The sequence below is a fragment of the Corallococcus sp. CA054B genome, assembly GCF_003611625.1.
Classification (GTDB): Bacteria; Myxococcota; Myxococcia; order Myxococcales; family Myxococcaceae; genus Corallococcus; species Corallococcus coralloides.
Window position 1 is genome coordinate 1 of record NZ_RAVY01000191.1, and the last position, 18,454, is coordinate 18,454.

15 protein-coding genes are annotated in these 18,454 nt (G+C 69.6%); 8 read left to right on the forward strand and 7 right to left on the reverse strand.

The window, feature by feature from the left end:
• On the forward strand, nt 1–677 hold a 677-nt coding region (locus D7V80_RS32890; protein WP_120591880.1), incomplete at its 5' end, for a SagB family peptide dehydrogenase.
• Nucleotides 678–695: 18 nt separating this feature from the next.
• Here the strand turns inward: D7V80_RS32890 and D7V80_RS32895 are convergent.
• The 6 genes from D7V80_RS32895 to cysD form a co-directional block, all read right to left on the reverse strand.
• Nucleotides 696–1,109 (reverse strand): BMA_0021/BMA_0022 family TOMM bacteriocin, encoded by a 414-nt coding sequence (locus D7V80_RS32895; protein ID WP_158616738.1) that lies wholly within the window; start codon nt 1,107–1,109, stop codon nt 696–698.
• Nucleotide 1,110: 1 nt separating this feature from the next.
• A complete protein-coding gene (locus tag D7V80_RS32900) occupies nt 1,111–5,214 on the reverse strand; it encodes a TOMM system kinase/cyclase fusion protein (RefSeq protein WP_120591882.1) in 4,104 nt (1,367 codons plus the stop codon).
• Nucleotides 5,211–7,004: an ATP-binding protein gene (locus D7V80_RS32905; protein WP_120591883.1), complete on the reverse strand. Its 1,794-nt coding sequence runs from the start codon at nt 7,002–7,004 to the stop codon at nt 5,211–5,213. The genes D7V80_RS32900 and D7V80_RS32905 overlap by 4 nt, the downstream gene beginning before the upstream one ends.
• A gap of 74 nt (nt 7,005–7,078) precedes the next feature.
• Nucleotides 7,079–7,639: an adenylyl-sulfate kinase gene (gene cysC / locus D7V80_RS32910; protein ID WP_014397431.1), complete on the reverse strand. Its 561-nt coding sequence runs from the start codon at nt 7,637–7,639 to the stop codon at nt 7,079–7,081.
• A 12-nt stretch (nt 7,640–7,651) separates the two neighbouring features.
• Nucleotides 7,652–8,917 carry a sulfate adenylyltransferase subunit 1 gene (locus tag D7V80_RS32915; protein ID WP_120591884.1) on the reverse strand — a complete coding sequence of 422 codons (1,266 nt, stop codon included), beginning with the start codon at nt 8,915–8,917 and terminating at the stop codon, nt 7,652–7,654.
• Nucleotides 8,917–9,822 carry a sulfate adenylyltransferase subunit CysD gene (gene cysD, locus D7V80_RS32920; protein WP_120591885.1) on the reverse strand — a complete coding sequence of 302 codons (906 nt, stop codon included), beginning with the start codon at nt 9,820–9,822 and terminating at the stop codon, nt 8,917–8,919. Before cysD ends, D7V80_RS32915 begins: the two co-directional genes overlap by 1 nt.
• A 234-nt stretch (nt 9,823–10,056) precedes the next feature.
• Between cysD and D7V80_RS32925 the strand changes: the two genes are divergently transcribed.
• The 4 genes from D7V80_RS32925 (at nt 10,057) to D7V80_RS32940 (ending at nt 14,378) form a co-directional block, all read left to right on the forward strand.
• Nucleotides 10,057–10,830, forward strand: coding sequence for a thioesterase II family protein (locus D7V80_RS32925; RefSeq protein WP_120591886.1), 774 nt, complete (start codon nt 10,057–10,059; stop codon nt 10,828–10,830).
• Between the two features lie 9 nt (nt 10,831–10,839).
• Nucleotides 10,840–11,592, forward strand: a complete 753-nt coding sequence (locus tag D7V80_RS32930) for a hypothetical protein (RefSeq protein ID WP_120591887.1) — start codon at nt 10,840–10,842, stop codon at nt 11,590–11,592.
• A gap of 191 nt (nt 11,593–11,783) precedes the next feature.
• Nucleotides 11,784–12,959, forward strand: a complete 1,176-nt coding sequence (locus D7V80_RS32935) for a hypothetical protein (protein WP_120591888.1) — start codon at nt 11,784–11,786, stop codon at nt 12,957–12,959.
• Between the two features lie 147 nt (nt 12,960–13,106).
• Nucleotides 13,107–14,378 carry a DNA cytosine methyltransferase gene (locus tag D7V80_RS32940; protein WP_120591889.1) on the forward strand — a complete coding sequence of 424 codons (1,272 nt, stop codon included), beginning with the start codon at nt 13,107–13,109 and terminating at the stop codon, nt 14,376–14,378.
• Here the strand turns inward: D7V80_RS32940 and D7V80_RS32945 are convergent.
• The gene (locus tag D7V80_RS32945) at nt 14,375–15,157 is read right to left on the reverse strand and encodes a 4'-phosphopantetheinyl transferase superfamily protein (RefSeq protein WP_120591890.1); all 783 of its coding nucleotides are present in this window, start codon (nt 15,155–15,157) and stop codon (nt 14,375–14,377) included. The two genes, D7V80_RS32940 and D7V80_RS32945, sit on opposite strands and share 4 nt — an antisense overlap.
• Nucleotides 15,158–15,259: 102 nt before the next feature.
• On the opposite strand from D7V80_RS32945, the gene D7V80_RS32950 reads away from it, so the two are divergent.
• The 3 genes from D7V80_RS32950 to D7V80_RS32960 form a co-directional block, all read left to right on the forward strand.
• Entirely contained in the window at nt 15,260–16,465 is a 1,206-nt protein-coding gene (locus D7V80_RS32950) for a phosphatase domain-containing protein (protein ID WP_120591891.1), read from the forward strand.
• 58 nt (nt 16,466–16,523) lie between these two features.
• The gene (locus D7V80_RS32955; protein ID WP_120591892.1) at nt 16,524–17,027 is read left to right on the forward strand and encodes a hypothetical protein; all 504 of its coding nucleotides are present in this window, start codon (nt 16,524–16,526) and stop codon (nt 17,025–17,027) included.
• A gap of 221 nt (nt 17,028–17,248) precedes the next feature.
• A partial coding sequence (locus D7V80_RS32960) for a glycosyltransferase family 2 protein (RefSeq protein WP_120591893.1) occupies nt 17,249–18,454 on the forward strand: 1,206 nt, incomplete at its 3' end.

Genomic DNA, 18,454 nt, shown 5'->3' on the forward strand with positions numbered 1-18,454 from the left:
CCCTCAAGCCCACCGTGACCGAGGAGGTCGTGGAGCTGCACCGGCCGGACCTGGAGGCGCTGCGCGCGGGCGGCGACCGCTCCTTCACGGAGGTGCTGGAAGCCCGCCGCAGCCTGCGAGGCCGGGGCGCCGCACCGCTCACCGTGAAGCAGCTGGGCGAGCTGCTCTACCGCGCCGCGCGCGTGCGCGACGTGCGCACCACGCAGGACGGCGAAATCACCGACCGGCCCTACCCCGGCGCGGGCGCGGTGTACGCGCTGGAGCTCTACCCCATGGTGGGCGAGTGCCAGGGCCTGGCCCCGGGCGCCTACCACTACGATCCGCTGGGCCACCGGCTGGAGAAGCTGAGCGGCCCCACGCCGGAGTTCCACGCGCTCCTGGATGAAGCCCGCGCACCGGCGGAGCCCTTCGAGCGGCCGGAGGTGTTGATGGTGGTGGCCGCGCGCGTGCCCCGGCTCGCGTGGAAGTACGAGACGCTGGCGTACTCACTGGTGCTCCAGGACACGGGAGCGCTGGTGCAGACGCTCTACCTGGTGTCCACCGCGATGGGGCTACGGCCCTACGCGCTGGGCCGGAGCGATCCGGACTTCTTCCAGCGCGTGGCGGGCGTGGACGGCTTCGGCGAGGCCAGCGTGGGCGCCTTCGCGGTGTCGGGAGGCGAGTCTCCGGACCGCTAGAGCGCCCTTCGCGACGCCTTAGCAGCAGGGGCTGCCGCAGCAGTGCGAGCGGCTGTGGGTGTCGGTGAGGCTGGAGAGCGCCACGGCGTGGTCCGCCACGTCGGCGGGCTTCTTCGGCAGGTGCAGCTCCACCTCCGCGCTGTTCACCTTCCAGGTCCCGTCCGCCGCCGCGTCCTTCACGCTGGAGGGGACGACCTTCAGGTGGATGCTGGCGGGCAGGTCGAAGTCGAAGCGCTTCTTGAGAGCCTGGCGCGGGTCCTTCTGGAGGGCCGCCTCGAACTCGGGCTCCTTCCACGCCAGCGCGACGGCGCGCATCCACACGGCCTGCCAGTCATTCACCGAGGCCTTGGCCTCCGGGCCCCGCGTGGGCTTGCGCGCCACCGGACGGGCCCGTGCGGGCGCGGCCTTCGACTCCGGCTTCTTCTTGCTCATGTCAGCGTTCTCCTCCCAGCGCATTCAACAACGCGCGGGCCTCCGAGACGGGTGGTGTCCCCCATCCTTCGGAGAAGGTACTGTAGACCGTTTGCAGCCGTTGCCGGGCTTCTTCCTGTCGCCCGGAGGCCTGGAGCACCCGCGCCAGGGCGGTGACGGCCTGCAGCTCCCGCATCCGCGCGCCCTGTGCGTGTGCCACCTCCGCCGCCTGCCGGAAGCAGGTCTCCGCGGAGAGTGCAGTGTTTCCATCCCGTTGCAGCAGCACCCGGCCCTTGACGTGGAGCATCTTGGACTCGTGGTACGCCTCGCCCAGGGCCTGCGCGCGCTGCCGGCCGCGCTCCACTGAGGCGAGCGCCGCCTCCACGTGGCCCAGCTCCAGCTCCAGCTCCGCGAGCATGGCGTAGTACGCTGGCTGGTCCATCTCCGTGCCGAACGCCTCACGCAGCGCGATGCCGCGCCGCATCGCCTCCAGGTCCTTCACGGCCCAGGCGCGCAGGATGCCCACGTAGGCGGCCTGCTCCATCAGACCGTAGCGGTGGGACAGCTCCGAGTGCTGGGAGATGAGCTGGAGCGCCTCCGTCCGGTCGCCGTGCTCCTGGGCAATCAGCAGCAGGTAGATGAACGACAGGCCGATGCTGGTGCCGTGGTTCAGCTCGCGGCCCCACGCCACCGCGGCCTCGCCGTGCGCCTTCGCCTGGTCCGGGAGGCCCAGCAGCCACTTCCCCCGGCACAGCACGGACTCGCCGCCCACGCGCGTGTCCTGTCCGTAGAGGATGCGGTGCATCCGGTGCGCGACGGGGTCGAACAGCGCCAGGCACCGGTCCGCCTTCGCCTTCGCCTCGCCCAGGCGGCCTTCCAGCAGCTCGATGTTGGAGAGGATGGTGAGCGCCACCGCCTCCTGGCCCGCGTCCCCGCTTCGCTGCGCCAGCGCGACCAGCCGGTCCAGCAACCCGCGCACCCGGCGCTGATCACCTCCCAGGTGGTAGAAGATGGAGAGGACCCACAGCGTCGGGGCCGCGTAGGGGCTCTCCCCCACCGTGAAGAGCAGCTCCAGCGAGCGCTCGGCCACGTTGCGCAGGTCCTGGGAGCGCCAGCCCTGCGTGGACATCAGCGCCGGCGCGAGCACGCCGTTGAGGCTCAGCTCCAGCTGCGCGCGCTCCACCGGGTCGTCGATGGCGTCCAGCCACGACAGGCCCAGCCGGGCGAAGAGGATGGCCTCCAGGTAGGCGGAGCGCACCAGCGCGGCGAACGCGGCCTTCTGGGCGTAGAGGATGGCCTTGCGCTTCAGGTTCGCGGCGGCCCAGTGGTGCGCGAGCAGGTCCGGCCGCGACTCCACCTGTTCCTGGAAGTGCGCCTCCATCGCCTCCGCCGTCTTCGCGTGCATCTGCTGGCGGTACCGCTTGAGCATGGAGTCGTAGGCCGCGTCCCGCACCAGCGCGTGCTTGAAGAGGTACACGGGCCCCTTCGGCCGGCGCTTGCGGTGCAGGAGCCCCGAGCCCACCAGCCGCTCCAGGTCCGCCTCCAGCGCCTCGGGAGTCAGGGGGCTCACGTGGCGCAGGAGCTCATGCGTCAGCTCACGGCCCAGCACGGAGGCGATCTGCGCGGTCTCCTTGGCGCGGCCCAGCCGGTCCAGGCGGGCGACGAGCAGATCGCGCAGCGTGCCCGGCACCGAGGGGCCCGCCTTGCTGGCCTCCAGCGCGAAGCGGCCCTCGCGCTCCACCAGCGCGCCGGACTCGCGCAGCGTGCGCACCAGCTCCTCCACGAACAGCGGGATGCCGTCCGTGCGCGTGGAAATCTCCTCCAGCGCCTCCGGAGAGAGCGGGCCACCCGCGGCGGCGGTGGCCAGCCGCTCCACCTCCGCGCGAGCCAGCGCGCCCAGCTGCACCTGCGTCACCGCCGACGCGGCCCAGGGCGGCTCCAGCTCCGGCCGCGCGCTGAACACGGCGAGCAGGCGCGACGAGGACACCTCCTCCACCAGCGCCTTGAGCAGCTCCAGCGTGGAGGGGTCCGCCCAGTGCAGGTCCTCCAGCGCCAGCACCACGGGCTGCCGCTCCGCCATCGCGGCGAGGAACGCGAGCAGCGCGTTGCGCGTGAGCTCCCGGTGCTTCAAGGGCGACACGTCCAGCGGCGCCCAGCGCTCCGGCGGCAGCGGCAGGGACAAGAGCGACGCGAACAGGGGCAGCGTCTCCGGCAGCTCGAAGCTGTAGCCGGACAAGAGCGCCTCCAGGCCCGTCAGCCGGCCCTCCGGAGGCAGGTCGCGGTTCGGATCCAGCATCCGCGTGAGCAGGTCCACCACCGGGGCATACGCCTGGCCGGAGCTGTCCTCCGTGCAGCGGGCCTCCAGCCACGTGTGGGGCTCCGCGCCCAGCCGGTCTCCCAGCTCGCGCATGAGGCGCGACTTGCCGATGCCCGGCTCGCCCGAAATCAGCACCACCTGCCCCTGCCCCGAGCGCGCCTGCTCCCAGCGCGACAGCACCAGGTCCAGCTCGCGCGTGCGGCCCACCAGCGACAGCGCTTCGTCGGTGCCGCTCCACGTCGCGTCCGCGCCCTGGAGCACGAACGTCTCCAGGCCCGGGGGCAGCAGCTCGTTCGGCGACGCGGGCGCGGCCTCCAGCGGGAAGTGCTTGCGCACCAGCTGCTGCGTGTCGCCCGTGACGAGGATGGCGCCCGAGGGCGCGGAGGTGGACAGCCGGAAGGCCAGCTTCGGCGTGGTGCCCACCACGAAGCCCAGGCCGGAGAGCGTGGGATCCCGCTGCTCGCGCGACACCACCAGGCCCGTGTGCAGGCCCACGCGGATCTCCACCCGCGTGCCGCGCTCGGCCTCGATGGCACGGCCGCGCCGCTTCACCTCCGCCACCATGTCCAGCGCCGCCTGCGCCGCGCGCCGCGCGTCGTCTTCCCGGGCCGCCGGATAGCCGAAGTAGAAGAGGACGATGTCGCCCAGCGCGCTGGCGATGTGGCCGTTGTAGCGCCGGGCGATCTCGATGCAGACCTCCTGCTGGGCGCCCAGCACGTGATCCAGCTCCTCGATGTCCACCGGCCCTGGCGCCGTCTGCGTGGCGGACAGCGTGCAGCACACCACCGTCAGCTGGCGGCGCTCGCCCTCCGCCCACCGGCGCGAGCGCGTGGACACGGCGTTGGGCGTGCGGCTGGACAGCTCCACCGTCGCCGTCTCCGCGTTGGGGGCCGCGGGCTGGATGCGCACGGGCGCGGGCCGGCGCGGCAGGTTGGACACGTCCACCGCCTCCAGCTGGCGCAGCAGCACCTCCGCGGACACGGTCCGCTGGGACGGGTCCTTCGCGGTGACGCGCTGGAGCAGCTTGCCCAGCGGGTGCGCGGCGATGGCCGACGGGATGGGCACCGGCTCCGAGGAGAGCTGCTGGAAGATGACCTCCGCGACGGTGGCGCCTTCGAAGACGCGGCGGCCGGTGAGGCACTCCAGGAACACCAGCCCCCACGCGTACAGGTCCGAGCGCGGCGTGGGCGCCTGCCCGCGAAGCTGCTCTGGCGCCGCGTACGACGGCGTGCCCAGCGACTCATTGGTGGATGTGATGCGCGGCTGCGCTTCCGTGCGCGTCAGCTCGTCCGTCACCGACCCGATGCCGAAGTCCAGCACCAGCGCGTTGCGACGGGCGCCGGTGGGCACGACCATGATGTTCGCGGGCTTCAGGTCGCGGTGCACCACGTTCTGCGCGTGCGCGCACGCCAGCGCGTCCAAGAGCTGGAGCATCAGGTGGCGAGCCTCCACCGGATCCAGCACGCCCTCCTCCGCGAGCACCTGCGCCAGGTTCTTCCCTGGCACGAACTCGAAGATGGAGTAGACGGCGCCGCCCTGCGCGCGGCCCGAGTCGATGAGCCGCACGATGTTCGGGTGGTGCATCTGCGCGCACAGCTTCATCTCGCGCTCGAAGCGCGCGCTGCGGCGCTCCACCGACTCCGGCGTCGCGCCGTCCGTCAGGCGCAGCAGCTTCACCGCCACGTTCTGGCCGGTGGTCACCTGGCGGGCCTTGTAGACGCGGCCGAAGCCGCCCTCGCCCAACTCCGACAGGAGTTCGTACCGGCCCTGGAAGGCTTCCAGCAGCGCAGGATCCATGAGGTTCTTCATCGCGTTCCCGATCCTCGCTCCATGGGTGACCGTCCCCCCCGCCTGGGCAGGGTGATGACGAACTCCGTGAACTCACCCGGCACCGTCTCCATGCGGAACGTGCCCTGGTGGCCCTGCACGATGATGTCATGGCTGAGCGACAGCCCCAGCCCCGTCCCCTGCCCCGGCGGCTTCGTGGTGAAGAAGGGGTCGAAGATTCTTCCCGCGCTCTCCGCGGGGATGCCCGGCCCGTTGTCGCGCAGCCGGACCTCCACCTGGTCCTGACGCGCGAGGGTGCGGACCTTGAGCACCGGCACATACGCGGCGCCCTGCGCCTGGCGCTTCTGACGCATGGCGTAGAGCGCGTTGTCCACGACGTTGATGATGACGCGGCCCACGTCCGCGCGGCTGAGCTCCAGCCGCTCCACGGCCGGGTCATACTCGGCCTCCAGGTGGACGGTCAGGGGCTCGCCCCGCATGCCGCCCTGCCCCAGCGCGACGCTCTCCGCGACCAGCGCGTTCAGCTCCACCGCTTCGCGCGGACCGGGCGAGCGGCGCGCGTGCTGGAGCATGTTCTGGATGAGCGCGTCCGCGCGGCGGCCGTGCTCGTTGATCTTCTGGACGTTGGTGCGCAGGCACGCGAGCGCCTCATCCACGTCGCGCACGGAGTCCGCCGTCAGCCGCTCGCGCTGCGGCTCCAGCACGCCGGCCAGGTCCTCCGTGAGGCCCACGGAGAGGCCCGCGAAGTTGCTGATGAAGTTGAGCGGATTGCGCAGCTCGTGCGCCATGCCGCCCACCAGCGCCGCGAGCGAGGCCAGCTTCGCGTCCATGATGAGCTGCATGCGCTGCACCGTCTCCTGTTCGATGCGGCGGTAGAGCCGGGCGTTCTCCAGCGCGAGCGCCGCCTGCCCCGCGAACGCGACGAGGAACTCCAGGTCGTCCTCGGAGAAGGACTTGGGCGTGGAGACGTTGTCCACGTAGAGCACGCCAAGCACCTCGTCGCGGGGCTTGAGCGGCACGCACATGGAGGCGCGGATGGAGCTGAAGATGACGGACTCCGCGGCGCCCAGGCGCGGATCATTCACCGCGTCGGAGAAGAGCGCCGCCACGCTCCGGCGCAGCACGAAGTCCACGATGTTCTGGCTGTAGATGGGCCCGCGCACGGCCGTGCCCTCGGCCGTCTTCGTCACGCGCGGCTCCAGCTTCCCGGTGCCCTCGTCCACCAGCAGGATGGCGCCCCGCTCCACGTGGAGGATTTGAAACGCCAGGTCCAGCACCCTGCCGGGCAGCGCCTCCAGGTCGTCCGTGACGGACAACAGCTTCGCCACCTCCTGGAGGATGCGCATCCGCTCCCGGGCGCGCGTGGCGGTGCCGGGGGCCTCCTCCGCGGACTTCTCCGAGCCGGACACCGCCTGCACCAGCGTCTTCAGCGGCACGCGGGTGAGCGCGCGCGTGAGCTGGGGGCGGGGTTCGCCGGAGGCGCCGGATGCCGAGCCGGAGCCGGGCGGGCCCGCGGGCACGGCCGGTGGCGCTTCGTGGGTGAGCAGGAAGACGAGCTCGCCCAGGGTCAGCGTGTCGCCGGGGCGCAGCTCCTTGCGGCGGATCTGCACGCCGTTGACGAAGGTGCCGTTCTTGCTCTGGAGGTCGGTGACGAAGAAGCGCCCGTCGGAGGGCTCGATGCGGGCGTGCTGGCGCGACAGGCTGCGGTGCGGAATGCAGATGCCCTGGTCGTCCGCGCGGCCAATGGTGATGGGCGCGTCCCCCAGCGGGTAGGACAGCTCATCCGGCTGCCCTGGGTTGTAGACGAGCATCGGCACGGCCTTGGGACCCCCTCCCGGGTCGCGAGCCTAGCCGAAAAGCGACGGCCGGAACCGGCCCGGCCGTCTCAGGCGGCGCTCGCGGCCGGAGCCAGGAGCCCCCGGTCCCTCAGCGTGTCGAGGATGCGCTCCACCCCCGCCTCCACCGTCTCCGCGTCGGAGCGGACGGTGATTTCCGGGGACTCGGGCGGCTCGTACGGGTCCGACACGCCGGTGAAGTGGGGAATCTCCCCGGCCAGGGCCTTCTTGTAGAGCCCCTTCACGTCCCGGGCGATGAGCGCGTCCAGGCTGGCCTGGACGTAGCACTCCAGGAACGGGATGCCGGCCTGGGTGGCCAGGGCACGCACCTCGTCCCGGGAGCTCTTGTACGGGGAAATCGCGGCGGTGATGACGCCCACCTCGTGCTTGGCAAGCACGCGCGCCACATAGCCGATGCGCCGGACGTTCTCCTCGCGGTCCGCGCGGCTGAAGCCCAGGCCGCGGGAGAGGTACGTGCGCACCTCGTCCCCGTCCAGCAGCTCCACGCGCTGCACGGGCGACAGCTGCCGTGCCACCGCGGTGGACAGCGTGCTCTTGCCCGCGCCGGACATGCCAGTGAACCAGAGGATGAAGCCCGGACGCTGTTGCATCGCCATTCCCTTCTACCTGTCCACGGCGGGGCCGTTGATCATCCCCGCGCCCACGGTGGCGTTGGTGGCTTCGTCGACGAGGATGAAGCTGCCGGTGCTGCGGTTGCGCCGGTACTCGTCGAAGAAGAGCGGCACCGTCGTGCGCAGCGTCACCCGGCCCACCTCGTTGAGCTTCAAGCCGGAGCTCTGCTCGTCGCGGTGCAGGGTGTTGACGTCCAGCCGGTAGTGGAGGTTCTTCACCATGGCGCGCGCCATGCGGGTGGTGTGCTTGATGGCCAGCCGCGAGCCGCTGTTGAGCTGCGTGGAGTCCGACAGCCAGCACACCATCGCGTCGATGTCCTGGCTCGCGGTGGGCGGGTTGCCCGGGCGGCACAGCATGTCGCCGCGGCTGATGTCCAGCTCCTCCTCCAGCGACACGTTCACCGACATGGGCGGGAACGCTTCCTTCAGCGGCTTGCCGGCCAGCTCCAGCGCCTTGATGCGCGTGGTGAAGCCGGACGGCATCACCATCACCTCGTCGCCCGGGCGCATCACGCCGCCCAGGAGCTGCCCGGAGTACGCGCGGTAGTCGTGGAACTTCTTCGCGGACGCCGGCCGGATGACCCCCTGCACGGGGAAGCGCAGGTGGATGAGGTCGCGGTCGGACGCGATGTGCACGTTCTCCAGGTGGTGCAGGAGCGTGGGGCCCTGGTACCAGGGCATCTTCTCCGAGCGCGACACCACGTTGTCCCCGCCCAGCGCGGAGATGGGGATGAACGACAGGTCGGACACGTCCAGCTTCATGGAGAACTGGCGGAACTCCTCCCGGATGCGGTCGAAGACGCCCTGGTCGTAGTCCACCAGGTCCATCTTGTTCACGCACAGCACCAGGTGCGGCACGCGCAGCAGCGACGCGATGAACGCGTGGCGGCGCGTCTGCTCCAGCACGCCCTTGCGCGCGTCCACCAGGATGAGCGCCAGGTCCGCCGTGGACGCGCCCGTCACCATGTTGCGCGTGTACTGCAGGTGTCCGGGCGTGTCCGCGATGATGAACTTGCGCTTCGCCGTGGAGAAGTAGCGGTACGCCACGTCGATGGTGATGCCCTGCTCGCGCTCGGCCTTCAGGCCGTCCAGGAGCAGCGCCAGGTTGACGTACTCGTCACCCCGGGCGTGGCTCGTGCGCTCCACCGCGGCGAGCTGGTCCTCGAGGATGGACTTCGTGTCGTACAACAGCCGCCCGATGAGGGTGCTCTTGCCGTCATCCACGGAGCCCGCGGTCGCGAATCTCAGCAGTTCCACTAGAAGTATCCCTCGCGCTTGCGGTCTTCCATCGCCGTCTCAGAGAACTTGTCGTCCGCGCGGCTGGCGCCACGCTCCGTCACGCGGGAGGCCGTCACCTCCGCGATGACCTGCTCCACCGTGGACGCGGTGGACGGCACGCACGCGGTGCACGTCATGTCGCCCACGGTGCGGAAGCGCACCGTCTCCGTCGTCACCGTCTCGCCGGGCATCATGGACATGAAGGGCGACCAGGCCATCAGCATCCCGTCCCGGCGGAACACCTCGCGCCGGTGCGTGTAGTAGATGGACGGCAGCGCCACGTTCTCCCGGCCGATGTACTGCCAGATGTCCAGCTCGGTCCAGTTGGACAGGGGGAACACGCGCAGGTGCTCCCCGCGGCGGTGGCGGCCGTTGTAGAGCGCCCACAATTCCGGCCGCTGGTTCTTCGGATCCCACTGGCCGAACTCGTCGCGGAAGGAATACACGCGCTCCTTCGCGCGGGCCTTCTCCTCGTCCCGCCGGGCCCCGCCGAAGACGGCGTTGAAGCCGTTCTTCTCGATGGCCTCCAGCAAGGGCTGCGTCTGCAGGCGGTTGCGGGACGCGCGAGGACCCTTCTCCTCCGTGACCCTGCCCGCGTCGATGGCCTCCTGCACGGACGCGACGATGAGCCGCGCGCCCAGTTCCGCCACCCGTTCATCGCGATACTGGATGACCTCCGGGAAGTTGTGCCCCGTGTCCACGTGCATCAGCGGAAACGGCAGCGGTGCGGGCCAGAAGGCCTTCACCGCCAGGTGCAACATCACCGCGGAGTCCTTCCCACCGGAGAAGAGCAGCACCGGCCGGTCCAGCTCCGCCGCGACTTCCCGGATGATGAAGATGGACTCGGCTTCCAGCGCCTCAAGATGTGAAAGCTCGTAGCTCACGGACAGGCAAGCTACCACAACCGGTCCCACGCCCAACCGTGGCCGTGGAGGTTTCCGCTTCTGCGAGTGTGAGACACGGCGGATGTGACATGCCGGAGGGGGCGGTGAAACATGACCGGAGGACCTGCTGGGAGGGATGTTTCACGGTCCACTCCGGGTGCGTGCCACGGGCCCCCCCCCACCGTGCGGGAGGCGGTTTCCGCGCGAGGGGCGCGTGGTATAGACGGCCGCGCCATGGCAAGCGCATCCCCTCCCGTCCTCGACCGTTGGTTCCCGTCCCGCAAGCCGCTCCCGGAGCCGCGCCTGCGCCTGTTCTGCCTGCCGTTCGCCGGCGGGAGCGCGGCCATCTACCAGCCCTGGAGCATGGCGCTGCCCACGGGCGTGGAGCTGTGCGCGGTGCAGCTGCCCGGGCGCGAGCGGCGTCTGATGGAGCCCGCGATGAAGTCCCTGCCGGAGCTGATGGACGTGCTGATGCCGGCGCTGATGCCGCTGATGGACCGGCCCTTCGCGCTGTTCGGCTACAGCATGGGGGCGCGCATCGGCCTGGAGGTGGCCCGGACGCTGAAGCGCCAGGGCGGCCCGAAGCCGCTGGGCTTCATCGCCGCGGCGGCGCCCCCGCCGTCGCACAACGACCGGGAGCCCATCCACACGCTGGATGATCCGGGGTTCATCGCGAAGCTGCGCGAGTACGACGGCACGCCGGAGGAGGTCCTCCAGCACAAGGAGCTGCTGGAGCTCATCCTCCCCACGCTGCGCGCGGACTTCTCGCTGGCCTGGTCGGAGAACGGCAAGGACACGGCCCCGCTGGACATCCCGCTGTCCGTGTACGCGGGCAAGGGGGACAAGCACGTGGGGTTGAACACGATCGAGCACTGGCGCGAGGAGTCCACCGCCGACGTGCGCATCCGCCACTTCGAGGGCGGCCACTTCTTCATCCGCACGCACGGGCCGCCGGTGCTGGCCGCCGTGCGCGAGGACCTGACGCGCTGGATGACGGCCGCGACGTAGAGGGCGCTCATGGCCCGGTACCTCATCCACGCGGGGACGGACATCGCGTGCGTGGGAATCTGGGATGCCGGGCTCCCCTCCTCGGCCCGGCCCATCAAGGGCAAAGCCTTGGAGGAGAGCGCTGCGCGCGGGGAGGTGCTCGCCATCCACACCAGCGCGGATGGCAGCTACCTCATCCAGCTCCACGTCGATGAGCCGTTCGTCCCGGCACTCTGGCAGCGGTTCGACACGGTCGGGAACGAGCTGGGACTCCACCTCGGTTCGGGAACCGCGATGGCCGGTGGGTGCGAGGACTTTCGCAATCCCCGTCCCCAAATCACGTCCGAGGCGGACAGGTTCCACGTCGAGCCCTCCTGGTATCACGTCCGAGTCCACCTCAACCGGATGGAGGGCGCCGAGGATGAGCAGCGCGCCCACGCGGAGGCATCGCGAGCCCTTACTCCCGATGAGCTGGCGCGGTACCAGCGGATGGGGAAGTCCTTCCGCACGGGCTGGCTCCTCGCTGTGATGGCCGGGGCCGCGCTCGTGACAGCCGTGTTCCTCCAGCACAGGCTCGTCCCTGGCACGCTCGGTGCGATCCTGGCCGTCGCGGCGAGTTGGAGGCTCCTGCGTCTCAAGCGAAGCGACTACGACGCGCTCCACCAGCGCTACGAGGATGCCTTCGCCGCAGCCGTTTCACCGGACATCGTCCTGGAGCTGCACCGCGAGCCCGGTCCCCTTCCGGGAGGTTGTGTGGACCTGGACGGCCCGCACTCCTCCTGACTTCAGCCCCTGGTCTGAACCGTCTTTATGCGCTGCGAAGCAAATGCGGCCAGCGGCCTATCAGCCGAATCAAGCTCTCCCGCCACGTGGCGACGCCTACGTCGAGCACGTCGCCCACTTCCTCTCCTTCGTTCTGCTCGCCCCGATTTGCCGCTAGCTCTGTTTTGGCTACACGGCCTACGCTTCTGCGCATGGACTACCGGGTCTACGCAGTGAAGCGAGCTGATCGCGAGCCGCTGCTGCGGTTCATGCTTGACGCGCTTGAAGGGGCCGGTTGTCGGATCCTCGCTCATACGCCGCCGACCCAGGCGCCGTTCTGCATTTCCTTCGAAACATCGACGGGGGAGCGGATGGGCATCGTGGCCTACGCCTTCTTCGCCAACTCGCAGATCATCAGGAATAGGCCCCCTGACGAGCACCGCTTTCAGATCAAATACGGCTCGGACTTCAAGAGCCTCCATCCGATCTGGCAGGACCCGTACATGCTGTACACCACGCTCTTCTGCGGCATCGACCCCGAGCGGGGCCACTTTGTGGGTGCAGACCCGGTCCTGCACAACCCGACGCCGTTCTCGCGCAGCATCGAGTACAAAGAACACCACTCCCAGGCCATCCTGCGGCATGGCTGGTACTGCTGGGAGCGCGAGTTCAACGGCGCGCCGGAGACGCCCGTCGAAGTCCTGGTGGGGGGCACGGCGAATCACTTCCTTCGCTACGTACGGTTCGAGCGTGAAGCTCTGGGGGAGGACCAGGGGCACCGCCAGCTCTTGGCGGAACGTGCCGCCACGCCGCTTCCCCCATCAGGCCTGATGTCGGCTGCAGATGGGCCGTGGGCACCTGCTCCTCCGACAGCACGCCTCCATGCTCTTGCGGAAGAGTTCCAGCTTGACGCGCATGAGGTACTCGACCTCATTGCCAACGCACGACGCCTCAAGATGGCAGTCCGCGGCTGGGTCGCGGAGGAGCATCTCGTTCGCGCACTGCGACAGGTACCGGGGGTCACCGACTGCGTGCGCGATGACGGGGAGGGGCAGCCGGACGTCAGCCTCAGGTTCGAGGGCAGCCGTCCTCTACGCATTGAGTGCAAGAACGTCCTACGCAACATGGCCTCAGGGAACGTGGCGCGTGTCGACTTCCAGCGGACACGCGCCGCGAAGGACGATCCTTGCTCGCGTTACTACAGCCCTAACGATTTCGATGTCGTGGCCGCGTGCCTCCACGCCGTGACGCTGCAGTGGGAGTTCCGGTTCGCCCCCACCACTGCGCTCGACGGGCATCCCAAATGCACAGGGAAGCTGGCCAGCAATGTTCGGGTTGACCAACGCTGGCTGTATGACGTGCAGAGCGTCCTCCGGACCGTGGCCTGAGGACTGCCTGCGACAGTGTGGGCGCTGTCTGGTGGCCGGCGCCGCAGGCAAGAGGGGCCTCCCCCTGATGAGGGGCGTCCACGTACGCATGGTGGCCATGGGTCTCCAGATGGCGATGTCCCCCCAACGTGCTAGTGGTGCGCTGACATGGGTAAGCCGAAGGTCATCAGCCTCTTTAGTGGCGCGGGCGGGATGGATTACGGGTTCGAGGCGGCCGGCTTCGACACCGCCGTCACGCTCGAGTTCGATCACGACTGCTGCGAGACCCTGCGTGCCAGCCGGCCGGACTGGTCGGTCATTGAGCGGAGTGTCTTCGATGTCCCGACACCTGAGCTACTAGAGGTAGGTGGTCTCAAGCGCGGCGAGGCGGACCTGCTTATCGGCGGTCCTCCGTGCCAGCCTTTCTCGAAGTCCGGCTACTGGGCACGCGGCGATGCCCGTCGGCTCGACGACCCGCGCGCTGACACGCTCGCCGCGTACATGCGGCTCGTGGAGGAGGCGCTCCCTCGGGTCTTCGTGCTGGAAAATGTCACGGGCCTCGCTTTCTCGGGAAAGGACGAGGGGCTGCAGTTACTGCTGGAGAAGATCGAGCGCATCAACGCGGCTACCAAGAGCAACTACAAGCCGCACTTCCAGGTGCTCAACGCGGCTGCCTATGGCGTCCCGCAGATGCGCGAACGATTCGTGTTGGTCGCCTCGCGCGATGGCGCCACTTTCCGCTTCCCGGCGCCCACGCACGTGGAGCCCAGCTCAGAGGGGGATCTGCCGATGGTAGGACTGCCCCAGTACCGCACGGCCTGGGAGGCGATTGGTGATCTCAAGCCGAGCGCCGATGAGGACTTGGCGGTGCGGGGCAAATGGGCTGGCTTGCTGCCCTCTATCCCTGAGGGCCAGAACTACCTTTTCCACACCGACCGGGGTGGTGGGTTGCCGCTCTTCGGCTGGCGGCGGCGGTATTGGACCTTTCTACTGAAGCTCGCCAAGAATCGACCCTCCTGGACCATCCAGGCCCAGCCGGGCCCGTCCGTCGGGCCCTTCCACTGGGAGAACCGGCGGTTGAGCCTGCGGGAGCTGGCGCGGATCCAGACCTTCCCCGATGACGTGCAGGTGCAGGGTAGCCGTACCTCGGCCCAGCGCCAGCTCGGCAACGCTGTCCCCTCGCTGCTCGCCGAAGTCCTGGGCCGCGCCATTCGCACGCAGTTGCTTGGGCTCGGCTCGGTCCGGGGCAGTCTGAAGCTCCTTCCTGCCGAGCGCCGCCCCATCCCGCCGGCTGAACCGGTCCACCCTGTCCCGCGACCGTTCCGCAAGCTGATGGGCGACCACGAGGCCCATCCCGGGACGGGCAAGGGGTACGGGGCGACGGCCCGCACGAAGTCCGCTTCTGAGCTGGGAAATTCCGAAATCCCGAACGCCCGCTAGGCCGTCTTGATGACCGGGGCCATGTCGCCGGACAGCGGCACGGTGTGCTGCCAGCGCACCGTGAGCGCACCGCTCCGGGGCCTGCGGAAGGCCACCGCCGCCTGGTGCCGGGCGGACGGCTTGTGCTGCATGAACTGCCACACGTCCGGCAGGTCGTTCATCCGCGGGTCGAAGCTGATGCGAGGCATCTGCTCCGGCATCAGGTCGAAGCCGAACTGATCCAACGGCAGGGACAGGCCCGCGCCGCGCGCCTTGATGTAGGCCTCCTTCAGGGTCCAGTACTCGAAGAAGCGCTCGCGCTGGCGCTCCTTGGGCAGCGAGCGCAGGGCCTGCACCTCCGTCTTCGCGAAGTAGTGGTCGGCGATCTCCACCGTCTCGCCCGGCCGCTCCGCGTCCTCGATGTCCGCGCCCAGGTCCACGTCCCGGCCCACCGCGACCAGGGCCATGCCATCCGTGTGGCTCAGGTTGAAGCGCAGCCACTGGCCCTCGGGGCCGACGATGGCGGGGCGGCCGTACTCGTTGGGGACGAAGCGCCAGGCCTCCGGCGCGACGGGCGCGTAGCGCGACAGCGTCAGCCGCACCAGCGCGTGGGACACCAGGTACTGCCGCTGGTGCCGCTCGAAGTGGAAGCGCCGCTGCCGCTCGCGCTCGCTCGGGTCCAACAGGGCCTTGTAGGCCTCCAGGAGGCGCGGGTCGTCGATGCGCTCGGGTTCGACGATCCACACGTGGACCTCGTCGGGGCGCAGGTCGAGGGGCGTGGAGGAAGGGGACACCGTCATGTCGCGCAGGCAATCAGGAACCGTCGCGCCTGTCACGGGGGCTGGTCCGGCCGCTCGGCGGGCGCGTAGGCTTCGCGGCCCCAAGCCCCGGGAGGGACACGCATGGACCTGACCACCGCGACGACGAAGCTCCAGGCGCTGCGCCGGGACATGACGGGCCACACGGACCGGAACGACGAGCGCCGCATCCTGGACCTGCTGGAGGGCGCCACCCGCGAGGAGCTGAACTTCCTCCTGTCCAACGTGGACCTGGTGCGCCTGCTGTCGGACCTGGACGACCGGCTGGTGGGCCCGGACCACCACACGGAGTTGCTGGACCTCCTGTGCACGCGCCGGGCGGCGGAGCTGTCCCTGCCGGTGCGCGCATCGCTGGCCACCGCGCTCCAGAAGGGCGCCACGCACGCCCAGGCGGAAGCGCGGCTGCGCGACCTGTTCCTGGGGCTCAAGGGCCGCGAGCTGACCGGGTTCAAGAACCTGCTGGAGGCGGGCGGCGAGTACCACGACCTGCACAAGCTGGTGTTCGACGACGTGGATGACGTGGTGGTGCGCGCGGAGCTGCTCACCCACTTCCAGCGCGAGGCGGACGCCTTCCCCAGCGGCGAGAACAAGGTCCTGAGCGACATCGACGACACGTTCTTCGCCAACTGGGTGGACAAGCGCTACCCACCGAAGACGGTGTACCCGGGCGTGCTCGCGTTCTACCAGGAGCTGGACCGGGGGCCGGGCATCATCCCGGGCCGCGCGGGCGACCTCGTCTTCGTGAGCGCGCGTCCGCAGGATCCGCTGGGCCTCATCGAGAACGCGACGCTGGACTCGCTGAGCAAGCGCGGCGTGCCGCTGGCGGTGATGCTCTCCGGCAGCTTCTTCTACCTCGTGGGCAACACGCGCATCGCGCAGAAGAAGTTCGAGAACTTCGAACAGTACGCGCGCCTCTTCCCCGAGTACGGCTTCGTCTTCGTGGGCGACAGCGGCCAGGGCGACGTGGAGTTCGGCGCCCGCATGCGCGAGTCCCTGCCCCAGGCGGTGCGCGCCGTGTTCATCCACGACGTGGTGGCGACGCCGCGGGAGCAGCGCGACAGCTGGCGCGCGAAGCACGTCTTCTTCTTCGACACCTACGTGGGCGCCGCGGTGGACGCGTTCCACGCGGGCGTCATCTCCCGGGACGGCGTGGACCGCATCGCCGCCGCCGCGACCGAATCGCTGGCGGCCATCGCCTTCCCCTCCCCGGCCCTGCGCCAGGCGCGGGAGGCGGAGCTGGAGCGCGACCTGACCCTGGCGCGGGCCCTGCCGCGCACGCAGCCCACTTGATCATCAACCCGGCGGCCACGTCCCCCGCGGCCGTCATCCCTCCGAAAAGGCCCCACCCATGCGCCGCTTCCTCGCCCTGACATCCGCCGCCGCCCTCTCCCTCTTCTGTGCCGCATGCGGCTCGGATGACACGGATGACACGGACGACGGGCAGCTCAAGAACGCACGCGCCAACGTCACGGGCACCCACCCCGTCCTGATGACGCTGTCCGTCTCCGGCGTCTCCGAGACCCCCGAACCGTCAGCGACCAACCTGATCCTGACCGAGGCCGCGAACAGTGACCGCCTGAACGTGGACCTCCTGTTCTTCGACTGCGACCTCACCGCGACCATGACGGGCGAAACCACCTTCACGGTGAGCCCGGGCTCCTGCGTCTTCCCCCTGCCAGAGGAGGTGGAGATGGATTGCGACATCTCCTTCGAGATCACCGGCGGCACGGGTGGGAAGGCTTCCAAGGACGCCAAGGTCGGAGCGACCCTCAACGGCAACTACAAGATGACCTGCCCCGAGCTGGGCGCTCCTGTCAGTGTGCCCATGACCATCCTGCTCGTCGGCACCTGAAGCACGCCTCCGCCACGCGAGGCCTGAGCCCGCGCTGAAGGCCCGCGCCGCCCGGTTTCCATCACCGGGCAGCCCACCGGTCCCGGACAGTTGGCGGGACGTACGAGGCACCCCAACCTTCCGTGCGCTTCACAGGGGTGGAGCGGCCGTCTGGGGACGGAAGGAAGGGCTCCGGGAGGTTCCCGGGGCCCTTCCGGGGCGTGAGGGGGCGCGCGGGACCGATGGAACTGTTTCCCATCCATTTGCTGTTCATCGTCGTCTTGATGAACCGCTACATCCTCGGCCCCTTCCTGCGGCGGCTGAAGGGGCGGCGGTTCGAGCGGGTGGATGACACCTATCGCCCGAGAGTCGCCATCGTCATTCCGTTGTTCAACGAAGGCCAGGGCATCTACCACACGGTCAAGGCGCTGCTGGACCAGGACTACCCCAGCGAGCTCTTGGAGATCATCGTCGTGGATGACTGCTCGCGCGACGACAGCTTCGCGTGGGCCACCAAGGCCGCGGAGGGCCACCCCAACGTCCGGGTGATGCGCAACCCGGAGAACATGGGCAAGCGCAAGGGCATCAACCGGGGCGTCCGCGCCGCGGAGGACGCGGAGATCATCGTCTCCGTGGACTCGGACGTGGTGGTGGAACGCAGCGCCGTGCGCCAGCTCATCCGCCGCTTCGTGCATCCCAACGTGGCCGCGGTGGGCGGGCGCACCTTCGTCAGCAACCGTCACCAGAACTGGCTGACGCGGATGATCGAAATCAAGTTCCACTTCGCCCAGAAGTGGCTGAAGGACCTGGAGCGCTCGTTCCGCCAGGTGATGTGCCTGTCCGGTTGCCTGACGGCGTATCGCCGCTCGGTGCTGCTGGAGCTGGAGCCCATCCTGGAGTCGCGCGCCATCGCGGGCATCCCCATCAAGTACGGCGAGGACCGCTTCCTCACGCGGCAGATCGTCAAGCACGACTACGAGACGGTCTACACGCTGGACGCGTTCTGCTTCACGGCCGCGCCCTCCACGCTCGCGGGCTACTTCAGCCAGCAGCTGCGCTGGCGGCGCTCCAACCTGGTGGACCTCATCTGCGGCCTGTCCCACGCGTGGCGGCTGCACCCGGTCATCACCGTGCACTACGTGTCGCAGCTGGCGCTGCTGCTGTCGTATCCGGTGGTCATCGTCCACAACCTGCTCAACGGCGAGTTCTGGGACATCCTCGCGTTCCACTTCCTGGTGATTGGCCTGTTGGGCTTCATCTACCGGATGGAGACGCGCTACCTGCCGGAGGACCGGCGCGTGCATCCCGTGAGCTTCCTGCCCATGGCGCTACTCATGCCGGTGACGTACGCGCTCTTCACGCCGCTGGCGCTGCTGACGCTCGACTCCGGAAGCTGGGAGACGCGCGGCGGCCCCACGACGGCGCCGGCGCCCTCCCCCGTTCCCGCC

Coding starts and splice junctions, on each gene's coding strand:
- D7V80_RS32895 (WP_158616738.1), bottom strand. CDS start 1,109: ATGAGCAAGAAGAAGCCGGAGTCGAAGGCCGCGCCCGCACGGGCCCGT.
- D7V80_RS32900 (WP_120591882.1), bottom strand. CDS start 5,214: ATGAAGAACCTCATGGATCCTGCGCTGCTGGAAGCCTTCCAGGGCCGG.
- D7V80_RS32905 (WP_120591883.1), bottom strand. CDS start 7,004: ATGCTCGTCTACAACCCAGGGCAGCCGGATGAGCTGTCCTACCCGCTG.
- cysC (WP_014397431.1), bottom strand. CDS start 7,639: ATGCAACAGCGTCCGGGCTTCATCCTCTGGTTCACTGGCATGTCCGGC.
- D7V80_RS32925 (WP_120591886.1), top strand. CDS start 10,057: ATGGCAAGCGCATCCCCTCCCGTCCTCGACCGTTGGTTCCCGTCCCGC.
- D7V80_RS32930 (WP_120591887.1), top strand. CDS start 10,840: ATGGCCCGGTACCTCATCCACGCGGGGACGGACATCGCGTGCGTGGGA.
- D7V80_RS32935 (WP_120591888.1), top strand. CDS start 11,784: ATGGACTACCGGGTCTACGCAGTGAAGCGAGCTGATCGCGAGCCGCTG.
- D7V80_RS32940 (WP_120591889.1), top strand. CDS start 13,107: ATGGGTAAGCCGAAGGTCATCAGCCTCTTTAGTGGCGCGGGCGGGATG.
- D7V80_RS32945 (WP_120591890.1), bottom strand. CDS start 15,157: ATGACGGTGTCCCCTTCCTCCACGCCCCTCGACCTGCGCCCCGACGAG.
- D7V80_RS32950 (WP_120591891.1), top strand. CDS start 15,260: ATGGACCTGACCACCGCGACGACGAAGCTCCAGGCGCTGCGCCGGGAC.
- D7V80_RS32955 (WP_120591892.1), top strand. CDS start 16,524: ATGCGCCGCTTCCTCGCCCTGACATCCGCCGCCGCCCTCTCCCTCTTC.